Raw genomic sequence first — 19,338 nt, 5'->3', positions numbered from 1 at the left:
GGGCCGCCCGGCTGCGACGGCGGCGGCTACGGCGTCGACCCGCCGAGACGCAACGGGGAGAGCGGCCACGTGGCACCCGGCTCGGCGTTCACCAGGGCCGCGTGCGTCCAGGCCGGCTCGTGGACCGGCGGCTGGGCGGCCCGGGCGAGGGCGCGCCGGTCCGGGTGGCTGCCGGCCGGTATCAACGGCCGTACGTCCACCTCGGCCACCAGGCCACGGGTCGACACCACCCGCCACAGGGAGGCCAGCAGTGTGTCCTGGCCGACATAGGCGGGCACGGTGCTGGCCCCTCCCGCGGCCAGCCGGTACCGCAGCCGCACCGGCTGCACGGGCGCGCCGGCGTCCAGCGCCGCCTGGAACACGGCCCGGCGGAAGTGTCCCTGGGCCCGGCCGCACCAGGTGCTGCCCTCGGGGAAGGCGACCACCGCGGCCCCGTCCCGCAGCGCCCCCGCGATCCGGGCGACGGTCCCCGGCAGCGCGCGCAGCCGGTCGCGGTCGATGAACAGGACCCCGGCCCCGGCCACCAGAGCGCCGGCCACCGGCCAGGTGCGGATCTCCTGCTTGGCGAGCATCCGCGCCGGCCGGACGGAGGCCAGCAGCGGGATGTCCAGCCAGGAGATGTGGTTGGCGACGAGCAGCACACCGCCGGTGCCCGGCGCGCTGCCGGTGAGCCGGACCCGGACGCCCGCGGCCCGCACCAGCAGCCGGCAGAACCGCCGCACCCACGCGGCGGGGATCCTCCCGCCGAGCGGGAGCAGCGCGATCGCGGTCAGCATCAGGGCCACGACCGCGGCGAACCGCAGCACGGCCCGGGGTACGGCCGTGAGGGTACCCGCGCGTTCCACACACGCGCCCGGGGTGCAGGGCGCGCTGGGCAGCCAGACGCTCATCAGGCCGGGACGAGCGAGAGGAAGTGCCGCAGGTAGCGCGCGTTGACCCGGCGCATCGACAGCAGCACGTACAGGTCGGCGACCCCGAAGTCGGGGTCGTGCGCGGGCGCGCCGCACACCCAGGCGCCGAGGCGCAGGTAGCCGCGCAGCAGGGCGGGAAGTTCGGCGCGGCCCTCGGGGGCGGGACCGTCGGGCACCCAGGGCCGCAGCGGCCGTACCCGGAACTCCTCCGGGGCGAGGTGCTTGGCCCGGACCCGGTCCCAGGTGGCGGCGGCGAGGGCGCCGCCGTCGGCGAGCGGGACGGAGCAGCAGCCGGCCAGCCACTCGTGGCCGCGGTCCACCATGTAGCGGGCTATGCCGGCCCAGATGAGGCCGATGACGGCGCCGTCGCGGTGGGCGGGGTGCACACAGGAGCGGCCGACCTCGACCAGACCGGAGCGGATGCCGTCGAGCCGGGACAGGTCGAACTCGCCGTCGGAGTACAGGCGGCCGGCGACCGCGGCACGCTCCGGGGGGAGCAGCCGGTAGGTGCCGACGACCTCGCCGGTGAGGGCCTCCCGGATGAGGAGGTGGTCGCAGTACGCGTCGAAGGCGTCCGCGTCCAGGCCCGGCTCCGGGCCGTCGAGCCGGGCGCCCATCTCTCCGGCGAACACGTGGTGGCGCAGTCGCTGTGCGGCCCGGACGTCGTCCTCGTCACGGGCGAGCTGCACCAGATAGCCGGCGCCCCCGGGCGGGGCGGCGAGGGCGGGGGGTGAGGCGGGCATGGCGGTCATGGAGGTCTCCTGCGCCGAGCGGTAGCTGAGGAAATCTGCACCTGCTTTCTTCCGTGGCAGGCTGGACTCGGCGTGACATGCGCGGGGCCCGTGGATGTGGGACTGCTGAATGCCGGGAGACCCGACGGCCACACCCGGAAACGCGAGACGGGGCCGGAGAGCACCAACCCCGGCCCCGCCCGTCCGCACCTTTCGGCGAACGTTCACTGAAGCGCCCCTGAAGGGGGCGCGGGGAACTGCGCGAGCGGCCCCCACGCACCCACACCCCGCGACGGCGCTACCGCTTCCCCACCTTCCGGGTGGCCCGCAGCCACTCCCGGTTCATGCTCGTGATGGACACCAGCGGAATCCCCTTGGGGCACGCGGTCGCGCACTCCCCCGCCAGGGTGCACCCCCCGAACCCCTCGGCGTCCATCTGCGCCACCATGTCCAGCACGCGCGTCTCCCGCTCGGGCGCCCCCTGCGGCAGGACGTTCAGGTGGTTCACCTTGGCGGACGTGAACAGCATCGCCGCCCCGTTCGGGCAGGCGGCGACGCACGCCCCGCACCCGATGCACTCGGCGTGCTCGAACGCGAAGTCGGCGTCGGCCTTCGGCACCGCGGTGGCATGGGCCTCCGGCGCCGAACCGGTGGGCGCGGTGACGTAACCGCCGGCCTGGATGATCCGGTCGAACGCGGACCGGTCCACGACAAGGTCCTTGACCACCGGGAACGCGGACGCCCGCCACGGCTCGATGTCGATCGTGTCGCCGTCCTTGAAGGACCGCATGTGCAGCTGGCAGGTGGTGGTCCGCTCCGGCCCGTGCGCGTCGCCGTTGATCACCAGGGAGCACGCTCCGCAGATGCCCTCGCGGCAGTCGTGGTCGAAGGCCACCGGGTCCTCACCGCGCAGGATGAGTTCCTCGTTGAGGGTGTCGAGCATCTCCAGGAAGGACATGTCGGAGGAGATTCCGTCCACCTCGTACGTGGACATCGCGCCGTCGGCGTCGGCGTTGCGCTGCCGCCAGACGCGCAGGGTGAGCTTCATGCGTAGCTCCGCTGGGTGGGGTGGACGTACTCGAAGACCAGGTCTTCCTTGTGCAGCACCGGGGCGTCCCCGGTGCCGGTGAACTCCCAGGCCGCCGCGTAGGCGTACTGATCGTCCTTGCGGGCGGCCTCGCCGTCCGGCGTCTGTGACTCCTCCCTGAAGTGACCGCCGCAGGACTCGGCGCGGTGCAGCGCGTCGAGGCACATCAGCTCGGCCAGCTCCAGGTAGTCGACGATGCGGTTGGCCTTCTCCAGGGACTGGTTGAACTCCTCGCCGGTCCCCGGCACCTTGATCCGCCGCCAGAACTCCTCGCGGATCTGCGGGATGCGCTCGAGTGCCTTGCGCAGTCCGGCGTCCGTGCGGGCCATGCCGCAGAACTCCCACATCAGCTCGCCGAGTTCACGGTGGAAGGAGTCGGGCGTGCGGTCGCCGTCGACGGAGAGCAGCAGGTTCAGCCGGTCCTCCGTCTCGGCCACCACCTCCTGGACGACGGGGTGGTCGGCCGTCACCGCCTCCTGGTGGGGGTTGCGGGCGAGGTAGTCGTTGATGGTGGCCGGGAGCACGAAGTAGCCGTCGGCCAGGCCCTGCATCAGCGCCGAGGCGCCCAGGCGGTTGGCTCCGTGGTCGGAGAAGTTGGCCTCGCCGATGGCGAACAGGCCGGGGACGGTGGTCTGGAGGTCGTAGTCGACCCACAGCCCGCCCATCGTGTAGTGCACGGCGGGATAGATCCGCATCGGCACCTGGTACGGATCCTCGTCGGTGATCCGCTGGTACATGTCGAAGAGGTTGCCGTACTTGGCCTCGACGGCCTCGCGTCCCATCCGCTTGATGGCGTCGGCGAAGTCGAGGTAGACGCCCTGCCCGCCGGGGCCGACGCCGCGGCCCTCGTCGCAGACGTTCTTCGCGGCGCGGGAGGCGATGTCGCGCGGGACCAGGTTGCCGAAGGACGGGTAGATGCGCTCCAGGTAGTAGTCGCGCTCGTCCTCGGGGATCTGGTTCGCCGGGCGGCTGTCGCCCTTCGCCCTGGGCACCCAGATCCGGCCGTCGTTGCGCAGCGACTCGCTCATCAGGGTGAGCTTGGACTGGTGGTCGCCGGTGCGCGGGATGCAGGTGGGGTGGATCTGGGTGAAGCACGGGTTGGCGAAGTACGCGCCGCGCCGGTGGGCCCGCCAGATCGCGGTGGCGTTGGAGTTCATGGCGTTCGTCGACAGGTAGAAGACGTTGCCGTACCCCCCGCTCGCCAGGACGACGGCGTCGGCGAAGTAGGTGTCGATCTTCCCGGTGACCAGGTCCCGGGCCACGATCCCGCGGGCCCGTCCGTCGACGACGATCACGTCGAGCATCTCGGTGCGCGGGTGCATCTCCACGTTGCCCGCGGCGATCTGGCGGCTCAGCGCCTGGTAGGCGCCGAGCAGCAGCTGCTGGCCCGTCTGGCCGCGGGCGTAGAAGGTGCGCGAGACCTGGACGCCGCCGAAGGAGCGGGTGTCGAGCAGACCGCCGTACTCGCGGGCGAACGGCACGCCCTGCGCCACGCACTGGTCGATGATCTCGACGGAGATCTGCGCCAGGCGGTGGACGTTGGACTCGCGGGCGCGGAAGTCGCCGCCCTTGACGGTGTCGTAGAACAGGCGGTGCACGGAGTCGCCGTCGTTGCGGTAGTTCTTCGCCGCGTTGATGCCGCCCTGCGCGGCGATGGAATGGGCGCGGCGCGGGGAGTCCTGGTAGCAGAACTGGACGACGTGGTAGCCCTGTTCGGCGAGGGTCGCGCCGGCGGAGCCACCCGCGAGGCCGGTGCCCACGACGATCACCGTGTGCTTGCGCCGGTTGGCGGGGTTGACCAGCCTGGCCTCGAAACGGCGCTTGTCCCAGCGCTCGTGGACCGGCCCGGAGGGCGCCTTGGTGTCGGCGACGGGTTCGCCGGTGACGTAGTCGGTGTAGGTCATGTCAGCTCACCACTCCGGTCATGACGCCCACGGGTACGGCGATGAAGCCGGCCGTGAGCAGCAGCGCGAGGACGTTCGCGACGGTCTTCAGGGCGCGGTCGCGGGTGCGGCTGCCGGCGCCGAGGGTCTGGGCGGCGCTCCAGAAGCCGTGCCGCACGTGCAGGCCGAGGGCGAGCATCGCGACGATGTAGACGACGTTGCCGTACCAGGTGGAGAAGGTGTCCACGACGTTCTGGTACGGGTGGCCGGGCTGGAAGCCGCCGGAGTGCACGGTGCCGGTGGTCAGGTCCAGGATGTGCCAGACGATGAAGAGGCCGAGGATGATCCCGCCCCAGCGCATGGTGCGGGTGGCGTAGGACGCCCGGGGCTTCTTGTGCACGTACGTGCCGGGGCGGGCCCTGATGTCCCGGCGGCTGAGCTGGTAGGCGGACGTGGCGTGGGCGGCCACGGCGACGACCAGGACGATCCGGATGAGCCAGAGCGTCCACTCGTAGTGCATGAACGGTTCGCCGACGGTGCGCAGCCAGTGCGCGTAGTGATTGAACTCGCCTGCCCCGAAGAAGATCTTCAGGTTGCCGATCATGTGGACGACCAGGTACAGCAGCATGATCAGGCCGCTGACCGCCATGACGGCCTTCTTGCCGACGGAGGAGTCCCACACGGTGCGTGCCATGGACGGCCGTCGGTCCGTCCGCGTTGCCAGAGCCATGCTCAGGACGGTAGGCCGCCCAGGGCCGATCGGTCCAAGACATGGACCGGCTTGATTCGATAGTCAGGAGCTATCATGACACCGTGCAGTTCCAGCAGCTTCAGTACTTCGTCGCCGTGGCCGAGACCCGGCACTTCACCCGTGCCGCCGAGCTGGTGCACGTCGCCCAGCCGTCGCTGTCCCAGCAGATCAAGGCGCTGGAGCGGGAGCTGGGGGCGGACCTGTTCCTGCGGGCGCGCGGGAACATCACCCTGACCGACGCGGGCGAGGCGCTGCTGCCGCTGGCCCGGCGGATCCTGGCGGACGCGGACACGGCCCGGCACGAGGTGCAGGAGCTGGCTCAGCTGCGCGGCGGGCGGGTGCGCCTGGGGGCGACGCCGAGTCTGTGCACCGGACTGCTGCCCGACGTGCTGCGCTCCTTCCACGACCGGTATCCGGGGATCCAGCTGCTGATCGAGGAGAGCGGGTCGCACGATCTCGTGCGGGAGCTGGCGCGCGGGGCGCTCGACCTGGCGCTGATCGTGCTGCCGCTGCCGCCGGCGTCGCCCGCGCTGACCACGGTGGAGCTGTTGCGGGAGGACCTGGTGGTGGTGTCCGCGCCCGAGGCGACGGTGCCGGGGCGGGGGCGGGGCGGCGTACGGATCGAGGACCTGGAGGGCGAGCGGCTCGTGATGTTCCGGCACGGGTACGACCTGCGGGAGCTGACCGTGGCCGCGTGCCGCTCGGCGGGGTTCGAACCGGGTTTCGCGGTCGAGGGCGGCGAGATGGACGCGGTGCTGGGGTTCGTGCGGGCGGGGCTGGGGGTGGCTGTCGTCCCTCGGATGGTCGCCGCTCGGTCGGGGCGGGGGTTGCGGGTCACTCCGTTGGCCAAGCCGGGGTTGCATCGGACCATCGCGCTTGCCCACCGGAGTGACGTGGCACCGCCTCGGGCCGCTCGGGAGCTGCAGCGGATGCTGCTGGAGCGGTGACGCTGCCCGGTTGCGCCGTTGCGGTGGATCGCCGTTCGGGGCGCGGGGTTGTGCGTGGCTGGTCGCGCAGTTCCCCGCGCCCCTTCGGGGCGCTCAGCCGGTCGCGTCCACCAACGCGAGATCGTGCAGCCTCTCCGGTGGGCCCGGGCGGGCGTAGTACCAGCCCTGGGCGGTGTCGCAGCCGAGTATGCGGAGCTGTTCGGCCTGGGCGCCCGTCTCCACGCCCTCCACCGTCACCGCGAGGTCCAGGCTGTGGGCCAGGGTGACGATGCCCTCCACGATCTTGAGGTCGACCGGGTCCGCGGGGAACTGCTGCATGCTCTGGGTGAAGGACCGGTCCAGTTTGAGGATGCTCACGGGGAGACGACGGAGGTTGGCGAGGTTCGAGTACCCGGTGCCGAAGTCGTCCAGGGCGATGTCGACACCCATCTCGGCGAGCCGCCGCAGGGGTTTGAGGAGGTCGTCGTCGGCGCCGATGAGGGCCGACTCGGTGACCTCCAGGCAGAGGGCGTCGGGAGCCACCCCGGTCCGCTCCAGGATGTCCACCGTGTCCTGGACCAGGCCGGGGTGGGTGAGCTGGCACGGGGAGAGGTTGACGTTGATCCGCAGCGGGCCCCCGGCGGTGTCCTCGCCGTAGCGTTCTCGCCACTCGCGGGCCTGGCGGATCGACTCCTCCAGCACCCAGCGGCCCAACGGGACGATGAGACCCGTGTGTTCGGCGAGCGGGATGAAGCGGTCCGGGCCGAGCACGCCGTGCTGCGGGTGCAGCCAGCGGACCAGCGCCTCGGCACCGCGGACGCTGCCGTCGCCGAGGTGGACCAGGGGCTGGTACTCGATAAAGAACTCGTTCCGGTCCAGCGCGGCCGGCAGCGCCGTGGTCAGACCGTGCCGGGTGATCGCGCGGGCGTCCGCCTCCGGGTCGGCCAGCTCGAAGCGGTTGCCGCCCGCCGACTTGGCCCGGTACATGGTGATGTCGGCGCTGCGCAGCACCTCGGCCGGGGTGCGCTCGCCGGCCGGGCCCTCGACGACCCCGATGGAGCCGCGGACCAGCAGTTCGCGGCCGTCGATGCTGATCGGGGTGACCAGGGCGTTCATGATGCGGTCGGCCAGGTCGTCGACCTCGCGCTGGGTGGCCGGGCCGGTGGTCAGCGCGACGAACTCGTCACCGCCGAGCCGGGCGACCATCTCGCCGGGCGCGGTCGCGCAGGACTGCAGCCGGTCGGCGACCTCCACCAGCAGCCGGTCGCCGGCCGAGTGACCGAGGCTGTCGTTGATCGTCTTGAAGCCGTCCAGATCGAGGTAGCACAGCCCGAAGCGCTGGCCCTCGCCCGCGGACAGCGCCTTCTCCAGGCGCTCGAAGAACAGCGTGCGGTTGGGCAGGCCGGTGAGCGCGTCGTGGGTGGCCTCGTAGCGCAGCCGGAGGTTGAGCAGCCGCCGCTCGGTCGTGTCCTCCATGAGGGCCAGCTGGTACTGCGGTTCGCCGTCGGCGTCCCTGAGCAGGGAGACGGTCAGGTTGGTCCACAGGACCGTCCCGTCGGAGCGGTTGAAGGCCTTCTCGACGTGGTAGTGCTCGCGTTCGCCGCGCACCAGCTCCTCGTAGAGCCGCCAGGTCTGGGGCGCGTCCTCCGGATGCACCCATTCCTTGACCTTGCGGCCGCGCAGCATCTGTTCGGAGCCGCCGAACATGCGCAGCAACGCGCCGTTGACCTGGAGGACGTTGCCTTCGAGATCGGCGATGCCGATTCCTATCGCGGCCCCCTCGAAGACCGCGCGGAAGCGGGCCTCGCTCGCGTGCAGCGCCTGCGCGACCACGCCCTGGGCCCGCAACGCGGCCTGGGCGATGGCCTCCTGCTCGGCCAGCGTCCGCTCGCGCAGCGCCTGGGCGAACCCGGCAGCCATCGCGTGCTGGATCCGCGAGGAGCGCATCCGCAGTTCTTCCTGGGGGCCGTCCCCGCCGCAGTACAGCACCAGGTAGGCGTCGACGCAGTCGAGGCTGCGGGTGAGCGCCTCGGGGTCGGTGCAGTGCGCGTCGATCAGCGCGGCCCCCACCTGCCGGGCCTCGTCGGCGTCGAAGCCGTGCCCCAGCAGGACCTCGCTCAGACGGCGGGCGAGCGGCAGCAGTTGTTCCTCGAACTCCGGCCGGGTCAGGGACGTGGAGGTCACCGGGAAGACCGTGCGGCTCCAGATCGTCGCGAACCGGCGCAGTCTGTCCTCCGGCCCGTCCGGCTCCGCGATCACGCCGCGATCCCCACGCCGGCGAATCCGGAGAAGGCATACGGGTCCTCGTCCTCCGGCGCCGACTCCGGCCGCCAGTGCGGCATCGGCACCAGTCCGGGTTCCACCATGTCGTACCCCTCGAAGAACCGCGCGATCTCGTCGCGCGAACGCATGATCAGCGGGTTGCGAATGTCCTTGTATACGTCCACCGCACCCTCCGCCCGCTCTGCCGGCAAGGGGATTCCCTCGTACGAGGCATGCGTGAGAACAAGCAGGCTGCCGGGCGCGAGTGCGTCGCGCAGCTGTGCCACTGCCCCGTACGGGTCGTCCGCGTCTTCCACGAAGTGCAGTATGGCAACGAGAAGCAACGCCACTGGCCGATTCAGGTCGATGAGACGCTCCACCTGAGGACTTGACAGGATTTCCTGCGGCTTGCGGAGGTCGGCGGCGACCACGGCCGCGTTCTCGTTGCCCGCCAGCACGGCCTCGCTGTGTGCCACGGCCACCGGGTCGTGGTCGACGTACACCACGCGCGCGCCGGGGTGCGCGGACTGCGCGACCTCGTGGACGTTGCCGAAGGTGGGGATGCCGGACCCGATGTCCAGGAACTGCTCGACACCGGCGGCGACCGCGTGGCGGACGGCGCGGCGCATGAAGGCACGGTTGGCCTGCATGATCTTCGGCAGTCCCGGCATGTGCGCCATCGCCTTGCGGGCCGCTTCCCGGTCGACCTCGAAATTGTGCGAACCGCCCAGGTAGTAGTCGTAGATACGCGAAACGCTGGGCACCGAGATGTCGATGCTCCGTGGGGCCCAGGCGGGACGCTCCATGTATCTCTCCAAGGCTCGGGCGATCCGGTGTTCGAGCAGAGGCTACTGATCGACTGCGAACAGGGCGAGCGGAAACGGAAATTGACCGTCCGTTCCCGGTCAGGAACGGGTAATTCCGCGTTGGGTTTCCGGGGTGTTCGGTATTGCCGGGAACGCCAAGGAGCCCGCCCCCTCCGTGCGGTGCGGAGGGGGCGGGCGGTCGTGCGTCCCGGGGTGGTGGGCCCTACTTGGCCGGCGCGCCGACCAGCTTTCCTTCGGGCGAGACGGCGTACCACGTGCCGCCGACGCCCTGTCCGTTGGTGTCCCCGGCCTTCGTGTCACCGGAGAAGGTGTAGATCGGCCAGCAGTTGACCGTCTGCTGCTTCTGGCCGTTGTCCGGCCGGGAGAAGCCCATCAGGCCCTTCTTCACGATGCCCTTGGTGTCACTGGAGGCGACCTCCGCGACGGCCGGCCACTTCACCAGGCAGGGGCCGGTGCAGTTGGAGACGACCTTGGGCCACGCCTTGTCCTTGATGAAGCGGTAGACCGTCATGCCGTTCTTGTCGACGATGATGTCGCCGAGCTTGGCGTCCTTGCGGACCGAGAGGCCGGGCAGGGAGGCCAGCGTGGCCTTCTTGCCGGTGGGGGCCAGCGCGAACCACTTGCCGCCCACACCCTGGCCGTTGACGTCACCGGCGTTGACGTCCTTGGCGTAGCGGTACACCGGCCAGCCGCCGACGGTCAGCTGCTTGGTGCCGTCGGTGCGGGTGACCTCGCCCAGCAACGCCTTGTCGATGCCCGCACCGGCCGTGGCGTCGTCGGCGGGCACCGGCGGCCAGGTGGTCGCGCAGTTCCCGTCGCAGTTCGACTTGGGGGGATTGGCGGTGTCCGCGTCGAAGCGGTAGAGGGTCAGGCCACTGCCGTCGGTCAGCACATTGCCCAGGTCGGGGTTGCTGGCGACGGTCAGCTTGCCGGCGGGCTGCACCGCGGCCGGGGAGCTGGAGGCCTGGTTGCCGTCGGCGCCGTAGCCGTTCCCGGCACCGGACGAGGCGGTAGGACTGGTGATGCTGCCGATGCCTGCCGGAGCCGTGGCTCCGACGTTCTGGGCCGCCGAGGACGGAGTGGTCGTGTTGTCCTGACCGCACGCCGTCGCGAACACCATCACCCCCGCGGCCGTGGCCACCAGAGAGGCGCTCCTCCACGAGGTCTTCATCGTCAACTCCCCATCATCGCCTGGATATCGCAGCGCCTCTGCGCCGCCGCACGACACCAGGTACGGGCCCGGGGGGCCGAAGTGTTCAACCGGCGCACAAATTTCTTTCGGAGCGCTGTGCCCTCGGGCCGCACCCCGCACGGGCGTACGCTTCGAGCCATTCGCGGACCGGTGTGATTCAAACCGGTTTACGCCACATGTAGCCCGTTCGGATCAATGATCCCGTACTACGGCGTGCGACGGCTCGCAAGACCTCATGATCTCGGTCGTGCATGCACCCGAAGCGATCCGACTCGCGCCCGCCTCAAGGGCGTTGGCCCTGGTGGCCTTGGTGTGGACCCTCGTGGGCTGCCCGGTCGGCACGGCCTCGGCCGACGCCTGCGCCTACGCCTCGACCGGTCCGGACGGCATTCAGGCGGTGGCCGTCGCCGGCGGCTCCTGGCCCTCCCTCCCGCCGTGCCCGGCGCCCACACCGCCGCCCTGCCCCACACCCACGCCGACTCCGCCCCCGCCGCCCCCGCCACCGACCCCGACGCCCAGGCCCACGCCGAAACCCAGACCGACCCCCACCCCGGAACCGCCGCGCCCCGCCCCGCCGGCCCCGCGCCCGGTCCCACCGCCGCCGCCCAGGCAGACACCGGCGCCCAGGCCCACCCCACCTCCCGTCCGGCCGCCGGCCCCCAGGCCGGCGCCGACCCCCACACCGACACCGAAACCGAAACCGACCCCGCGGCCCGCACCGACCCCGGTGACCTACCCGCCGTACCACGTCCAGTCGACCGGCGCGAAGGCCCCGCACCGCACCTCTCCGGTCACCTACGTCCTGCTCATCGCCGTACCCGCGATCGTCGCCGTCGCCGCGTTCCGCGCGCGCTGACGACCGGTCCACCGAAACCTGGAGGCTTCGTTGCCGGATTGGCTTGTTCTCGTCCTCGCGATCCTCGCGGCCTGTGCCGTGGTGGTCGTCATCACCCTCGTCCGGGACAAGAGGGCGCCGGAGGACGAGGATCCCTCCGAGACGCCGGACGTCATCGAGTACATGACGATGTGGATCGGCGTCATCTACGCCATCGTGCTGGGTCTGGCCGTGGCCGGCGTGTGGGAGGCCCGCAGCGCCGCCCAGGACCACGTCCAGGCGGAGGCGCAGGCGCTGCACGAGATCCATGAGCGGGTACGGGTGTACCCGCCCGACGTCCGCGACCGGATCCGCGCGGACGTCGACGCCTACGCCGGACAGGTCGTCGGCAAGGAGTGGAAGGAGATGTCCGACCACGGCCGTCTCACGCAGCGCGGCGCCGAGCTGCTCGCCACGATCCGTCAGGACGTCACCGACTACCAGCCGAAGACCGACTTCGAGGCCCAGGCCTACCAGCCGCTGGTGGACCAGGTGGCCGCCCTCGACCAGGCGCGCAGCGCCCGCGCCGACTCGACCGGGGCGACGATGCCGAACGTGGTGTGGGCCGGGCTGCTGGTCGGGGCGGTGATCACCGTCGGCATGGTCTTCGCGCTGCAGATCAGGCGCACCCGGCGCGAACTGGTCCTGGCGGGCCTGTTCTCCGCGACCATCGCCTTCATGCTGTTCCTGATCTGGGACTTCGACGAGCCGTACAGCCGTGGCATCACGGCGACCGTGCAGCCCTTCCTGAACCTCTTCCCGCACGCCAGGGGGTAGCGGAGCGGGCCGTCCGGGTCCCCCGGACGGCCCACCCTTCTCCCCCGTTCGCACTACTGCGTTCGCGCGCGTGTGCGGATGTTCCTAGCGTTCCGATCACCGGGGTGCATTTCGGCACTGGCGGAACAGGTCCGCGTGCTGCCCCTCGGGGACCGGAGGAACCACCATGCGTGCGATACGCGTCGCTTCCGCCGCACTGCTGGGCGTCGGCGCCCTCGCCCTGTCCGCTCCGGCCATCCTCGCGAACGACGGCGGCGGCGAGGAGGGGAGGGACGGCGGCCGTGACTCCGCGCCCTTCGGTTTCCGCGTCACGCCGTCCACGGTCGCGGCGGGCGGCCGGGTGAGCTTCCACCTGAACCGCGGGGACGGCTGCCGGGGCACCGCGACGGTCGCCTCCGGCCTCTTCGACACGGTCCGGATACCGGCGGGGCAGGACTCGGGGACGGCCACCGTCGGCCGGGACGTGCGGGCGCAGGGCTCGTACCGGGTGACGTTCGACTGCGACGGGACCAGCGGGTCGACCGAACTCGCCGTCTCGCAAGGCGGCCGCACCGCCGGGGACACCGGCGGCGACACCGGCGGCCGCACGGACAGCGACGGCGACAGCTCCGGCGACAGCCACAGCTCCAGCGACGGCGGTGGTACCGGCGCTCGCGACCAGGAGCTCAATCCGCAGCCTCTTCCCCCCTCCCGGGGGGTGCGGGCCGGTGAGGGCGGCAGCTTCGACGGGTTCGACCTGAAGGAGATCGGGCTCGGCACGGCTCTCGTGCTGGGTACGGTCGGCACCGCGTACCGCCGCGCGCGGAGCCGCACCGGTGAGGACGGCGCCTGACCGCACCCGAGCCCGAGCGGTCAGAACCTCTTCTCGTGCCGGCGGCGCAGCCAGAACCCGCAGCCGCCCAGCACGCCCGCGCCCACCAGGCCGCCGCCGATGGCCATGTCGGCCGGGGTGGCCCCGCTGGTGACGCTGCCGCCGAGACCGCCGCGCACCCCGCCCAGCACCGCGAAGGCGGCCGGCCTGGTCAGGGTCCGGCCGTCGCAGCGGACGGTGAGGTCGTACGGGCCGGGCCGGGCGTCCCGGTCGATGGTGGCGACACCGCGCGCCATCTCCCCGCCGAACGGGTACAGCGAGGTCGTCCGGAAGGCCCGCGAGCTCATGACGCCGCCGCGGCAGCCGTTGACGGTGACGGTGAGGCGGGCCCCGCTCGAGATCGCCCTGGGCTGCGCGACGATGTTGCGCACGCCCTCGCCGCCCCGGCACCGGAAGTCGTTGTCCAGTCCGTCGTCGCCCGGTCCGCCGAACTCGTCGCCGAGTCCGTCGTTCCCACGGCCGCCCTCGACACGGTCGCACCCCCGGCCGCCCAAGCCGTCCCCGCCCCGGCCGCCGAAGTTGTCCCTCCCGTTGAAGTTCTCCCGGCCGTTGAAGTTGTCACGGCCGTTGAAGTTGTCACGGCCGTTGAAGTTGTCCCGGCCGTTGAAGTTGTCCCGGCCGTTGAAACCGCCGACTCCGCCGACGACGACCCCCGGGACCGCGGGGATCGCCGGGACCGCGGCTCCCGGAGCGACGCCGACTCCGGGAGCGACGCCGACCCCCGGGTTGACGCCGGCTCCGCCGACCACCGGGGCCTGGGTGTTGGCCGGCCCGCCGCCGTTGCCCATACCGTCGGCGACGGCCACGGGGGCGGCGACCCCGAGAAGGGCGACCACGGTGCACGCGGCCGCCAGCGCACGTGAGTTTCGCATCTCTTCCTCCGCGGAAGGCGCCCCGGGAACCGTCCCCGGTGGATCGGCGAGAAAGCACCTCCCGATCAGACCCTCAGATGCCCAGAACACGCCCGCATGTCGAGAATGGGCCGTACCGGTGAGCGGACACGCCGACGGAACACCACACAATCGGATATTGCCGCAGGTCACGGACCGTCAGAAAAAACCTGCGAACGGCAACTCGGATGGCGCACCACGACCGCCGCGGGCCACCCGTTCGCCCGTCGCCCCGTCGCCGCCCGTGCGCGCGGGACTTAGCGTTTTCCCATGCGCGATACGGACGTGGCGACGGCCGCGTCGAAAGGGGATGGCGAATGTCTGCGTCCGAACTCTCCGAGGTGGCAGAAGAGGAGGAGCGGCGGCGGAAGCGTGCCCCCTGGGGCGTGATAGCGCTGGTTCTGCTGACCGGACTGGCGCTCATCCGCAACGGTTCGGGAGAGTTCGACGCCGGCCCGCCGCAGCCGGCCTCGGCCGCCGCCCCGGACAGCCGTACCACGATCCCGGGCACCTTCGCCACAGCGCCCTCGCCCATGCCGTTCTCGGCGGCGAACCGGATCAGGATCCCCGCGATCCGGGTGGACGCGCCCGTGATGGCGGTGGGCCTGGACACGGACGGCTGGGTCGCGGCCCCGCCGCCGGACGACCCGAACCTGGCCGGCTGGTTCACCGGGGGTGTCTCACCCGGCGAGAAGGGCACGTCCGTGATCGTCGGCCATGTCGACAACACCAAGGGCCCGGCGGTCTTCTACGGTCTGGGTTCCCTGAAGAAGGGCAACCGGATCGAGGTCGGCCGGGTCGACGGCAGCACCGCGGTGTTCGAGATCTACGGCATCGAGGTGTTCGCGAAGGCCAGTTTCCCCGGCGACCGGGTCTACGGGTCCAAGGGCACCCCGGAGTTGCGGGTGATCACCTGCGGCGGCGGTTTCTCCAAGCAGAACGGCTACGACGGGAACGTGGTGGTCTTCGCCCGCCTGGTCGAGGTCCGCTGAGGACGGGCGACCGGGCGGGCGGCGGCCCGTTCAGGTTCGCCGGCGCGGCACGGTCAGGTGGTAGCCCTCGTCCAGCAGGTAGGGCAGGTACTCGCGCAGCGCGCTGACGCTCTGCGAGCGGTCGCCTCCGGCGTCGTGGGAGAGGACGACGACACCGGGGGCGGCGCCGCTCTCGATGATGTCGACGATGGTGCGGGTGCCCGGGGTCGTCCAGTCGGTGCTGTCGACCGTCCAGGCCATGGGCTCCATGCCCATCTTGGCGCCGAGTTGGAAGGCCGCCTTGTTCCAGGCGCCGTAGGGCGCGCGGAACCACTGCGGGCGTTCGCCGTAGGTGTCCTGGATGGCGTCGCTCGTGCTCTCCATCTCGTCGCGGATCTCGGCGCGGTCCAGGGTGGTGAGCAGCGGATGCGTCCAGGTGTGGTTGCCCACGACATGCCCCTCCTCGGCCATCCGTGCCACCAGCTCCCGGTTCTCCACGATGCACTCGCCGCACAGGAAGAACATCGCCCGCACGTCGTACTTGGCGAGGGTGTCCAGGATGTGCGGGGTGTAGTTCGGGTTGGGGCCGTCGTCGAAGGTCAGCATCATCTGCCGGCCCTGTTCGGAGATCTTCAGGATGGGTTCCTTGCGCACCTTGAGCTTGCGCGGCTTGGTGCGCGGCGGGCCGTAGCCGGTGAGCGGCTGGAGCCGGAAGGCGGACGGCCGGAGCGCCTCGCGGGCCTCGGGTCCGGCGGCCGGGGCGGCGGCCTCGTGGGCCGTCTCCTCGCCGCCGCCCGCCACGACGATCCCGGCGGTGCCCGCGGCTCCCAGGGCGGCGGCGCCGGCGAGCAGCAGCCGGCGCCGGGTGAACAACTGATCCTTCTGCATGATCCATCAGTCGCCCGGCAGCGCTGCGGCCCACCACTTCGACACCGGTGCGGCGGGGTGAATACACCCGCACGGACCAGCGGGCGGAGGTTTCGGAAAGAAACGGTCAAGCAGGGCGCGGGGCGGCGCGTCGCCGGACGGAGCGGCCCTCAGCGGCGGCGGACCAGCGGGAAGGGCAGCGTCTCCCGGATGGTCAGACCGGTGAGGAACATGACCACCCGGTCGACGCCGATGCCGAGCCCGCCGGTGGGCGGCATGGCGTATTCGAGGGCGGCGAGGAAGTCCTCGTCGAGTTCCATCGCCTCCGGGTCCCCGCCGGCGGCGAGCAGCGACTGCGCGGTGAGCCGGCGGCGCTGTTCGACGGGATCGGTCAGTTCGGAGTAGGCGGTGCCGAGTTCGGTGCCGAAGGCGACCAGGTCCCAGCGTTCGGCGAGCCGCGGGTCGGCGCGGTGCGGGCGGGTGAGCGGACAGACGTCGGTCGGGAAGTCCTTGTAGAAGGTGGGCAGTTCGGTGCGCTCCTCGACCAGGCGCTCGTACATCTCCAGTACGACGTCCGCGGGGCCGTCGTCGGCGGTGTACGGCACCCCGGTGCGGTCGCAGTGCCGGTGCAGCCGCAGCAGTTCGGTGCCGGGGCCGATCTCCTCGCCCAGCGCCTCGGAGACGGCCTCGTGCACGGTCCTGACCGGCCAGGTCCCCGAGATGTCGTACTCCCGGCCGTCCCTGCGCACCACCGGGGAGCCGAGGGCGGCGGTGGCGGCGCCCTGGATCAGTTCGCGGGCGAGGTCGAGCATCACGTCGTAGTCGGCGTGCGCCTGGTAGGCCTCCAGCATGGTGAACTCGGGGTTGTGCTTGTGGGAGACGCCCTCGTTGCGGAAGGTGCGGCCGAGTTCGAAGACCTTCTCCAGGCCGCCGACGCACAGCCGTTTCAGGTACAGCTCGGGGGCGATGCGCAGATGGAGGTCGAGGTCGTAGGCGTTGATGTGGGTGGTGAAGGGGCGGGCGTGGGCGCCACCGTGGATCTGCTGGAGCATCGGGGTCTCGACCTCCAGGTAGCCACGGTCGAGGAGGCCCTGGCGCAGTGCCTGCACGGCGGCGCAGCGGACGCGGAGCACGGACCGGGCGGCCGGGCTGGTGGCGAGGTCGAGGTAGCGGCGGCGGACCTTCGCCTCGGGGTCGGCCAGTCCGCGGTGCTTGTCGGGCAGCGGGCGCAGGCACTTGGCGGTGAGCTGCCAGTCGGTGACGAAGACGGTCGGCTCGCCCCGGTCGCTGCGGCCGGCGCAGCCGGTGGCGGTGATCACGTCGCCGATGTCGGTGTCGGCCCGGAACCGGTCGAGGGCGGGGCCGGAGGTGTCGCGGGTGAGGGCGAGCTGACGGTCGCCGGACCAGTCGCGCAGCACGGCGAAGACGATGCCGCCGAAGTCGCGGACCAGCATGATCCGCCCGGCGACGGTGGCCGTCTCGCCGTCGCGGACCTCGGCGAGGGCGCGGATCGGCCCACCGGGCGCCACCGGGTAGGGGTCGACGCCGGCCGCCCGCAGCCGCTCCAGCTTGCGGCGCCGCATCCGGAACTGGTCCGGCAGAGCGGTGTCCCGGGCACCGGCCCCGGCCTCGCCTCCTCCGCCGGGACCGGGCACCGGCGCGGTCCGCGGCCCCTCGACGGGACGCGGACGGGCCTTCGGGTGCCCCTTTCCCCAGAGTTTGCGCAGGGACGGTACGGGGACGAAGCCTTCGGCGATGCCGGAGGCGACGCCGACGCGGGCCAGCGAGCCGGCGTCGCCGTAGCAGAGGAAGCGCGGGTACCACTCGGGGCGGTACTTGGCGTTGGAGCGGTACAGGGCCTCCAGCTGCCACCAGCGGGAGAAGAACAGCAGCAGCCGGCGCCACAGCCGCAGCACCGGTCCGGCGCCGATGCGGGCGCCCTCCTCGAAGACGGAGCGGAAGACCGCGAAGTTCAGCGAGATCCGGCGCACGCCCAGTCGGGGGGCGGCGGCGCACAGGTCGGCGACCATGAACTCCATGACCCCGTTCGGGGCGGCGCGGTCCCGGCGCATCAGGTCGAGGGAGATGCCGTCGCCGCCCCAGGGCACGAAGGAGAGCAGGGCGAGCAGCCGGCCGTCCTCGCCGAGCGCCTCGACGAGCAGGCAGTCGCCGTCGGCGGGGTCGCCGAGCCGGTCCAGGGCCATCGAGAAGCCGCGTTCCGTCTCGGTGTCGCGCCAGGCGTCGGCCTTGTCGACGATCTCCTCCATCTCGGTCTCGGTGAGTGCGGCGTGGCGGCGGATCCGGGTGGTGGCGCCGGCCCGGCGGACGCGGTTGACGGCCTGCCGGGTGACCCGCATCTCCCGGCCGCCCAGGTCGAAGTCGGCGACGTGCAGGATGGCCTCGTCGCCGAGTTGCAGGGCGCCGAGCCCGGCGCGTACGTAGGCCTTGGCGCCGTCCTCGGAGGCACCCATCACCGCGGGCACCCAGGCGTGCCGGCGGGCCACGTCCAGCCAGGCGGCGATGGCGTGCGGCCACGCCTCCGGGTCGCCGACCGGGTCGCCGCTGGCCAGGCAGACGCCGACCTCGACGCGGTGGGTGACGGCGGCCTTGCCGCTCGGCGAGAAGACCACGGCCTTGTCGCGGCGGGTGGCGAAGTAGCCGAGGGAGTCCCGGTCGCCGTAGGCCTTCAGGAGGGCGCGGATGCGGCTCTCCTCGTCGCCGTGCAGGGCCGCTTCCAGGCGCTGGGAACGGAACAGGGTGGCGGCGGCGTTGAGCAGGGCCAGGGCGCCGAAGAGGCCGAGCAGGAAGGCGACGAAGCGGGGCGGGCGGCCGCCGTACGTGTAGCCGGAGACCAGGCCGCCGCAGACCCGGTCGGCGGCGTAGGCCAGGTGCTGGCCGTGCGGGAGCGAGCCGGGGAAGAGCGAGACGAGGCCCCAGCCGGCCAGGATCGCCACCAGCAGGCCGACGACGAGGACGGCGAGGGCGCGGCGCACCGCGGCCCGGCGGGTGGCGGCGTAGAACTCCCCTCGGGCCACGATCAGCAGGGCGAGGGCGAGCCCGCAGACCAGCAGTGAGCTGAACGAGTACCAGTCGAAGGCGAACGCGACGACCAGGACGTCGGCCAGCACCAGCAGGCCGAGGTAGACCACCAGCAGCCACCAGGCGACCTTCTTGCGGGCCGCGGTGGCACCGCCGAGCAGGAACAGGAAGACGGCGTAGGCGAGGTTGGGGCTGACCGGCACCAGGACGGCGTCGACGAAGTGCACGACGGGACGGAGCAGGACGCGCAGCGGGGCGATGAAGGAGAGCAGGGCGCACAGCAGGGCCAGGGCGCCGAAGAAGGACCCGAAGGCCTCCGGCACCCAGTGCGTCCGCCCGGCGGCGGGCGGGGGTATCCGGCCCGCCGGGTCCCTGCCCGTGGCGGGCTGCACGGCCGCGCTCATGTTCCGACTGTAGGAAGGGCGCGCCCGGCTCGCCCGTCGGGCACCCCGGGCCGCTTGCCGGACCTGCGGATTCCG

Annotated in this window: 17 protein-coding genes; 5 read left to right on the top strand and 12 right to left on the bottom strand. The window is 72.0% G+C overall.

What is annotated here, in order from left to right; all coding sequences use genetic code 11:
* Positions 1-26: 26 nt before the first annotated feature.
* The 5 genes from AB0G52_RS16480 to AB0G52_RS16460 form a co-directional block, all read right to left on the bottom strand.
* Entirely contained in the window at positions 27-890 is an 864-nt protein-coding gene (locus AB0G52_RS16480) for a lysophospholipid acyltransferase family protein (protein WP_132888009.1), read from the bottom strand.
* Complete coding sequence (locus tag AB0G52_RS16475) at positions 890-1,654, bottom strand: GNAT family N-acyltransferase (RefSeq protein ID WP_132888161.1); 765 nt, start codon at positions 1,652-1,654, stop codon at positions 890-892. Before AB0G52_RS16475 ends, AB0G52_RS16480 begins: the two co-directional genes overlap by 1 nt.
* A 286-nt stretch (positions 1,655-1,940) precedes the next feature.
* Positions 1,941-2,690 carry a succinate dehydrogenase/fumarate reductase iron-sulfur subunit gene (locus tag AB0G52_RS16470; protein ID WP_132888008.1) on the bottom strand — a complete coding sequence of 250 codons (750 nt, stop codon included), beginning with the start codon at positions 2,688-2,690 and terminating at the stop codon, positions 1,941-1,943.
* Positions 2,687-4,633, bottom strand: a complete 1,947-nt coding sequence (locus tag AB0G52_RS16465; protein WP_132888007.1) for a fumarate reductase/succinate dehydrogenase flavoprotein subunit — start codon at positions 4,631-4,633, stop codon at positions 2,687-2,689. Before AB0G52_RS16465 ends, AB0G52_RS16470 begins: the two co-directional genes overlap by 4 nt.
* A 1-nt stretch (position 4,634) precedes the next feature.
* Positions 4,635-5,306, bottom strand: coding sequence for a succinate dehydrogenase (locus AB0G52_RS16460; RefSeq protein ID WP_132888160.1), 672 nt, complete (start codon positions 5,304-5,306; stop codon positions 4,635-4,637).
* Positions 5,307-5,425: 119 nt separating this feature from the next.
* Here AB0G52_RS16460 and AB0G52_RS16455 point away from each other — a divergent pair, with 119 nt between their 5' ends.
* Entirely contained in the window at positions 5,426-6,310 is an 885-nt protein-coding gene (locus AB0G52_RS16455; protein ID WP_132888006.1) for a LysR family transcriptional regulator, read from the top strand.
* A 93-nt stretch (positions 6,311-6,403) separates the two neighbouring features.
* Here AB0G52_RS16455 and AB0G52_RS16450 read toward each other — a convergent pair whose 3' ends face one another.
* The 4 genes from AB0G52_RS16450 to AB0G52_RS16435 form a co-directional block, all read right to left on the bottom strand.
* Positions 6,404-8,548 carry an EAL domain-containing protein gene (locus AB0G52_RS16450; protein WP_132888005.1) on the bottom strand — a complete coding sequence of 715 codons (2,145 nt, stop codon included), beginning with the start codon at positions 8,546-8,548 and terminating at the stop codon, positions 6,404-6,406.
* Positions 8,545-9,357 carry an SAM-dependent methyltransferase gene (locus tag AB0G52_RS16445; protein WP_132888004.1) on the bottom strand — a complete coding sequence of 271 codons (813 nt, stop codon included), beginning with the start codon at positions 9,355-9,357 and terminating at the stop codon, positions 8,545-8,547. The genes AB0G52_RS16450 and AB0G52_RS16445 overlap by 4 nt, the downstream gene beginning before the upstream one ends.
* Before the next feature lie 223 nt (positions 9,358-9,580).
* The gene (locus tag AB0G52_RS16440; protein WP_132888003.1) at positions 9,581-10,549 is read right to left on the bottom strand and encodes an SCO0930 family lipoprotein; all 969 of its coding nucleotides are present in this window, start codon (positions 10,547-10,549) and stop codon (positions 9,581-9,583) included.
* A gap of 411 nt (positions 10,550-10,960) precedes the next feature.
* Entirely contained in the window at positions 10,961-11,251 is a 291-nt protein-coding gene (locus tag AB0G52_RS16435; protein ID WP_361336993.1) for a hypothetical protein, read from the bottom strand.
* Positions 11,252-11,297: 46 nt separating this feature from the next.
* On the opposite strand from AB0G52_RS16435, the gene AB0G52_RS16430 reads away from it, so the two are divergent.
* From AB0G52_RS16430 to AB0G52_RS16420, 3 genes are all read left to right on the top strand, one after another.
* A complete protein-coding gene (locus tag AB0G52_RS16430) occupies positions 11,298-11,426 on the top strand; it encodes a hypothetical protein (protein ID WP_358983017.1) in 129 nt (42 codons plus the stop codon).
* Positions 11,427-11,456: 30 nt separating this feature from the next.
* Positions 11,457-12,221, top strand: coding sequence for a DUF4239 domain-containing protein (locus AB0G52_RS16425; protein ID WP_165939297.1), 765 nt, complete (start codon positions 11,457-11,459; stop codon positions 12,219-12,221).
* A 166-nt stretch (positions 12,222-12,387) separates the two neighbouring features.
* On the top strand, positions 12,388-13,053 hold the full coding sequence (locus tag AB0G52_RS16420) for a hypothetical protein (RefSeq protein ID WP_361336991.1): 666 nt from the start codon (positions 12,388-12,390) through the stop codon (positions 13,051-13,053).
* Positions 13,054-13,073: 20 nt separating this feature from the next.
* Here AB0G52_RS16420 and AB0G52_RS16415 read toward each other — a convergent pair whose 3' ends face one another.
* Positions 13,074-13,964, bottom strand: a complete 891-nt coding sequence (locus tag AB0G52_RS16415) for a hypothetical protein (protein ID WP_361336989.1) — start codon at positions 13,962-13,964, stop codon at positions 13,074-13,076.
* Positions 13,965-14,299: 335 nt separating this feature from the next.
* On the opposite strand from AB0G52_RS16415, the gene AB0G52_RS16410 reads away from it, so the two are divergent.
* Complete coding sequence (locus AB0G52_RS16410; protein WP_132887999.1) at positions 14,300-14,974, top strand: class F sortase; 675 nt, start codon at positions 14,300-14,302, stop codon at positions 14,972-14,974.
* A 30-nt stretch (positions 14,975-15,004) separates the two neighbouring features.
* Here the strand turns inward: AB0G52_RS16410 and AB0G52_RS16405 are convergent, their stop codons facing one another.
* On the bottom strand, positions 15,005-15,841 hold the full coding sequence (locus AB0G52_RS16405; RefSeq protein WP_361336987.1) for a polysaccharide deacetylase family protein: 837 nt from the start codon (positions 15,839-15,841) through the stop codon (positions 15,005-15,007).
* Between the two features lie 149 nt (positions 15,842-15,990).
* Entirely contained in the window at positions 15,991-19,263 is a 3,273-nt protein-coding gene (gene lysX, locus AB0G52_RS16400; RefSeq protein ID WP_361336985.1) for a bifunctional lysylphosphatidylglycerol synthetase/lysine--tRNA ligase LysX, read from the bottom strand.
* Positions 19,264-19,338: the final 75 nt, after the last annotated feature.

This window comes from Streptomyces sp. NPDC021562, from assembly GCF_040640875.1.
Classification (GTDB): Bacteria; Actinomycetota; Actinomycetes; order Streptomycetales; family Streptomycetaceae; genus Streptomyces.
This window is presented reverse-complemented; position numbering and strand designations above follow the sequence as displayed.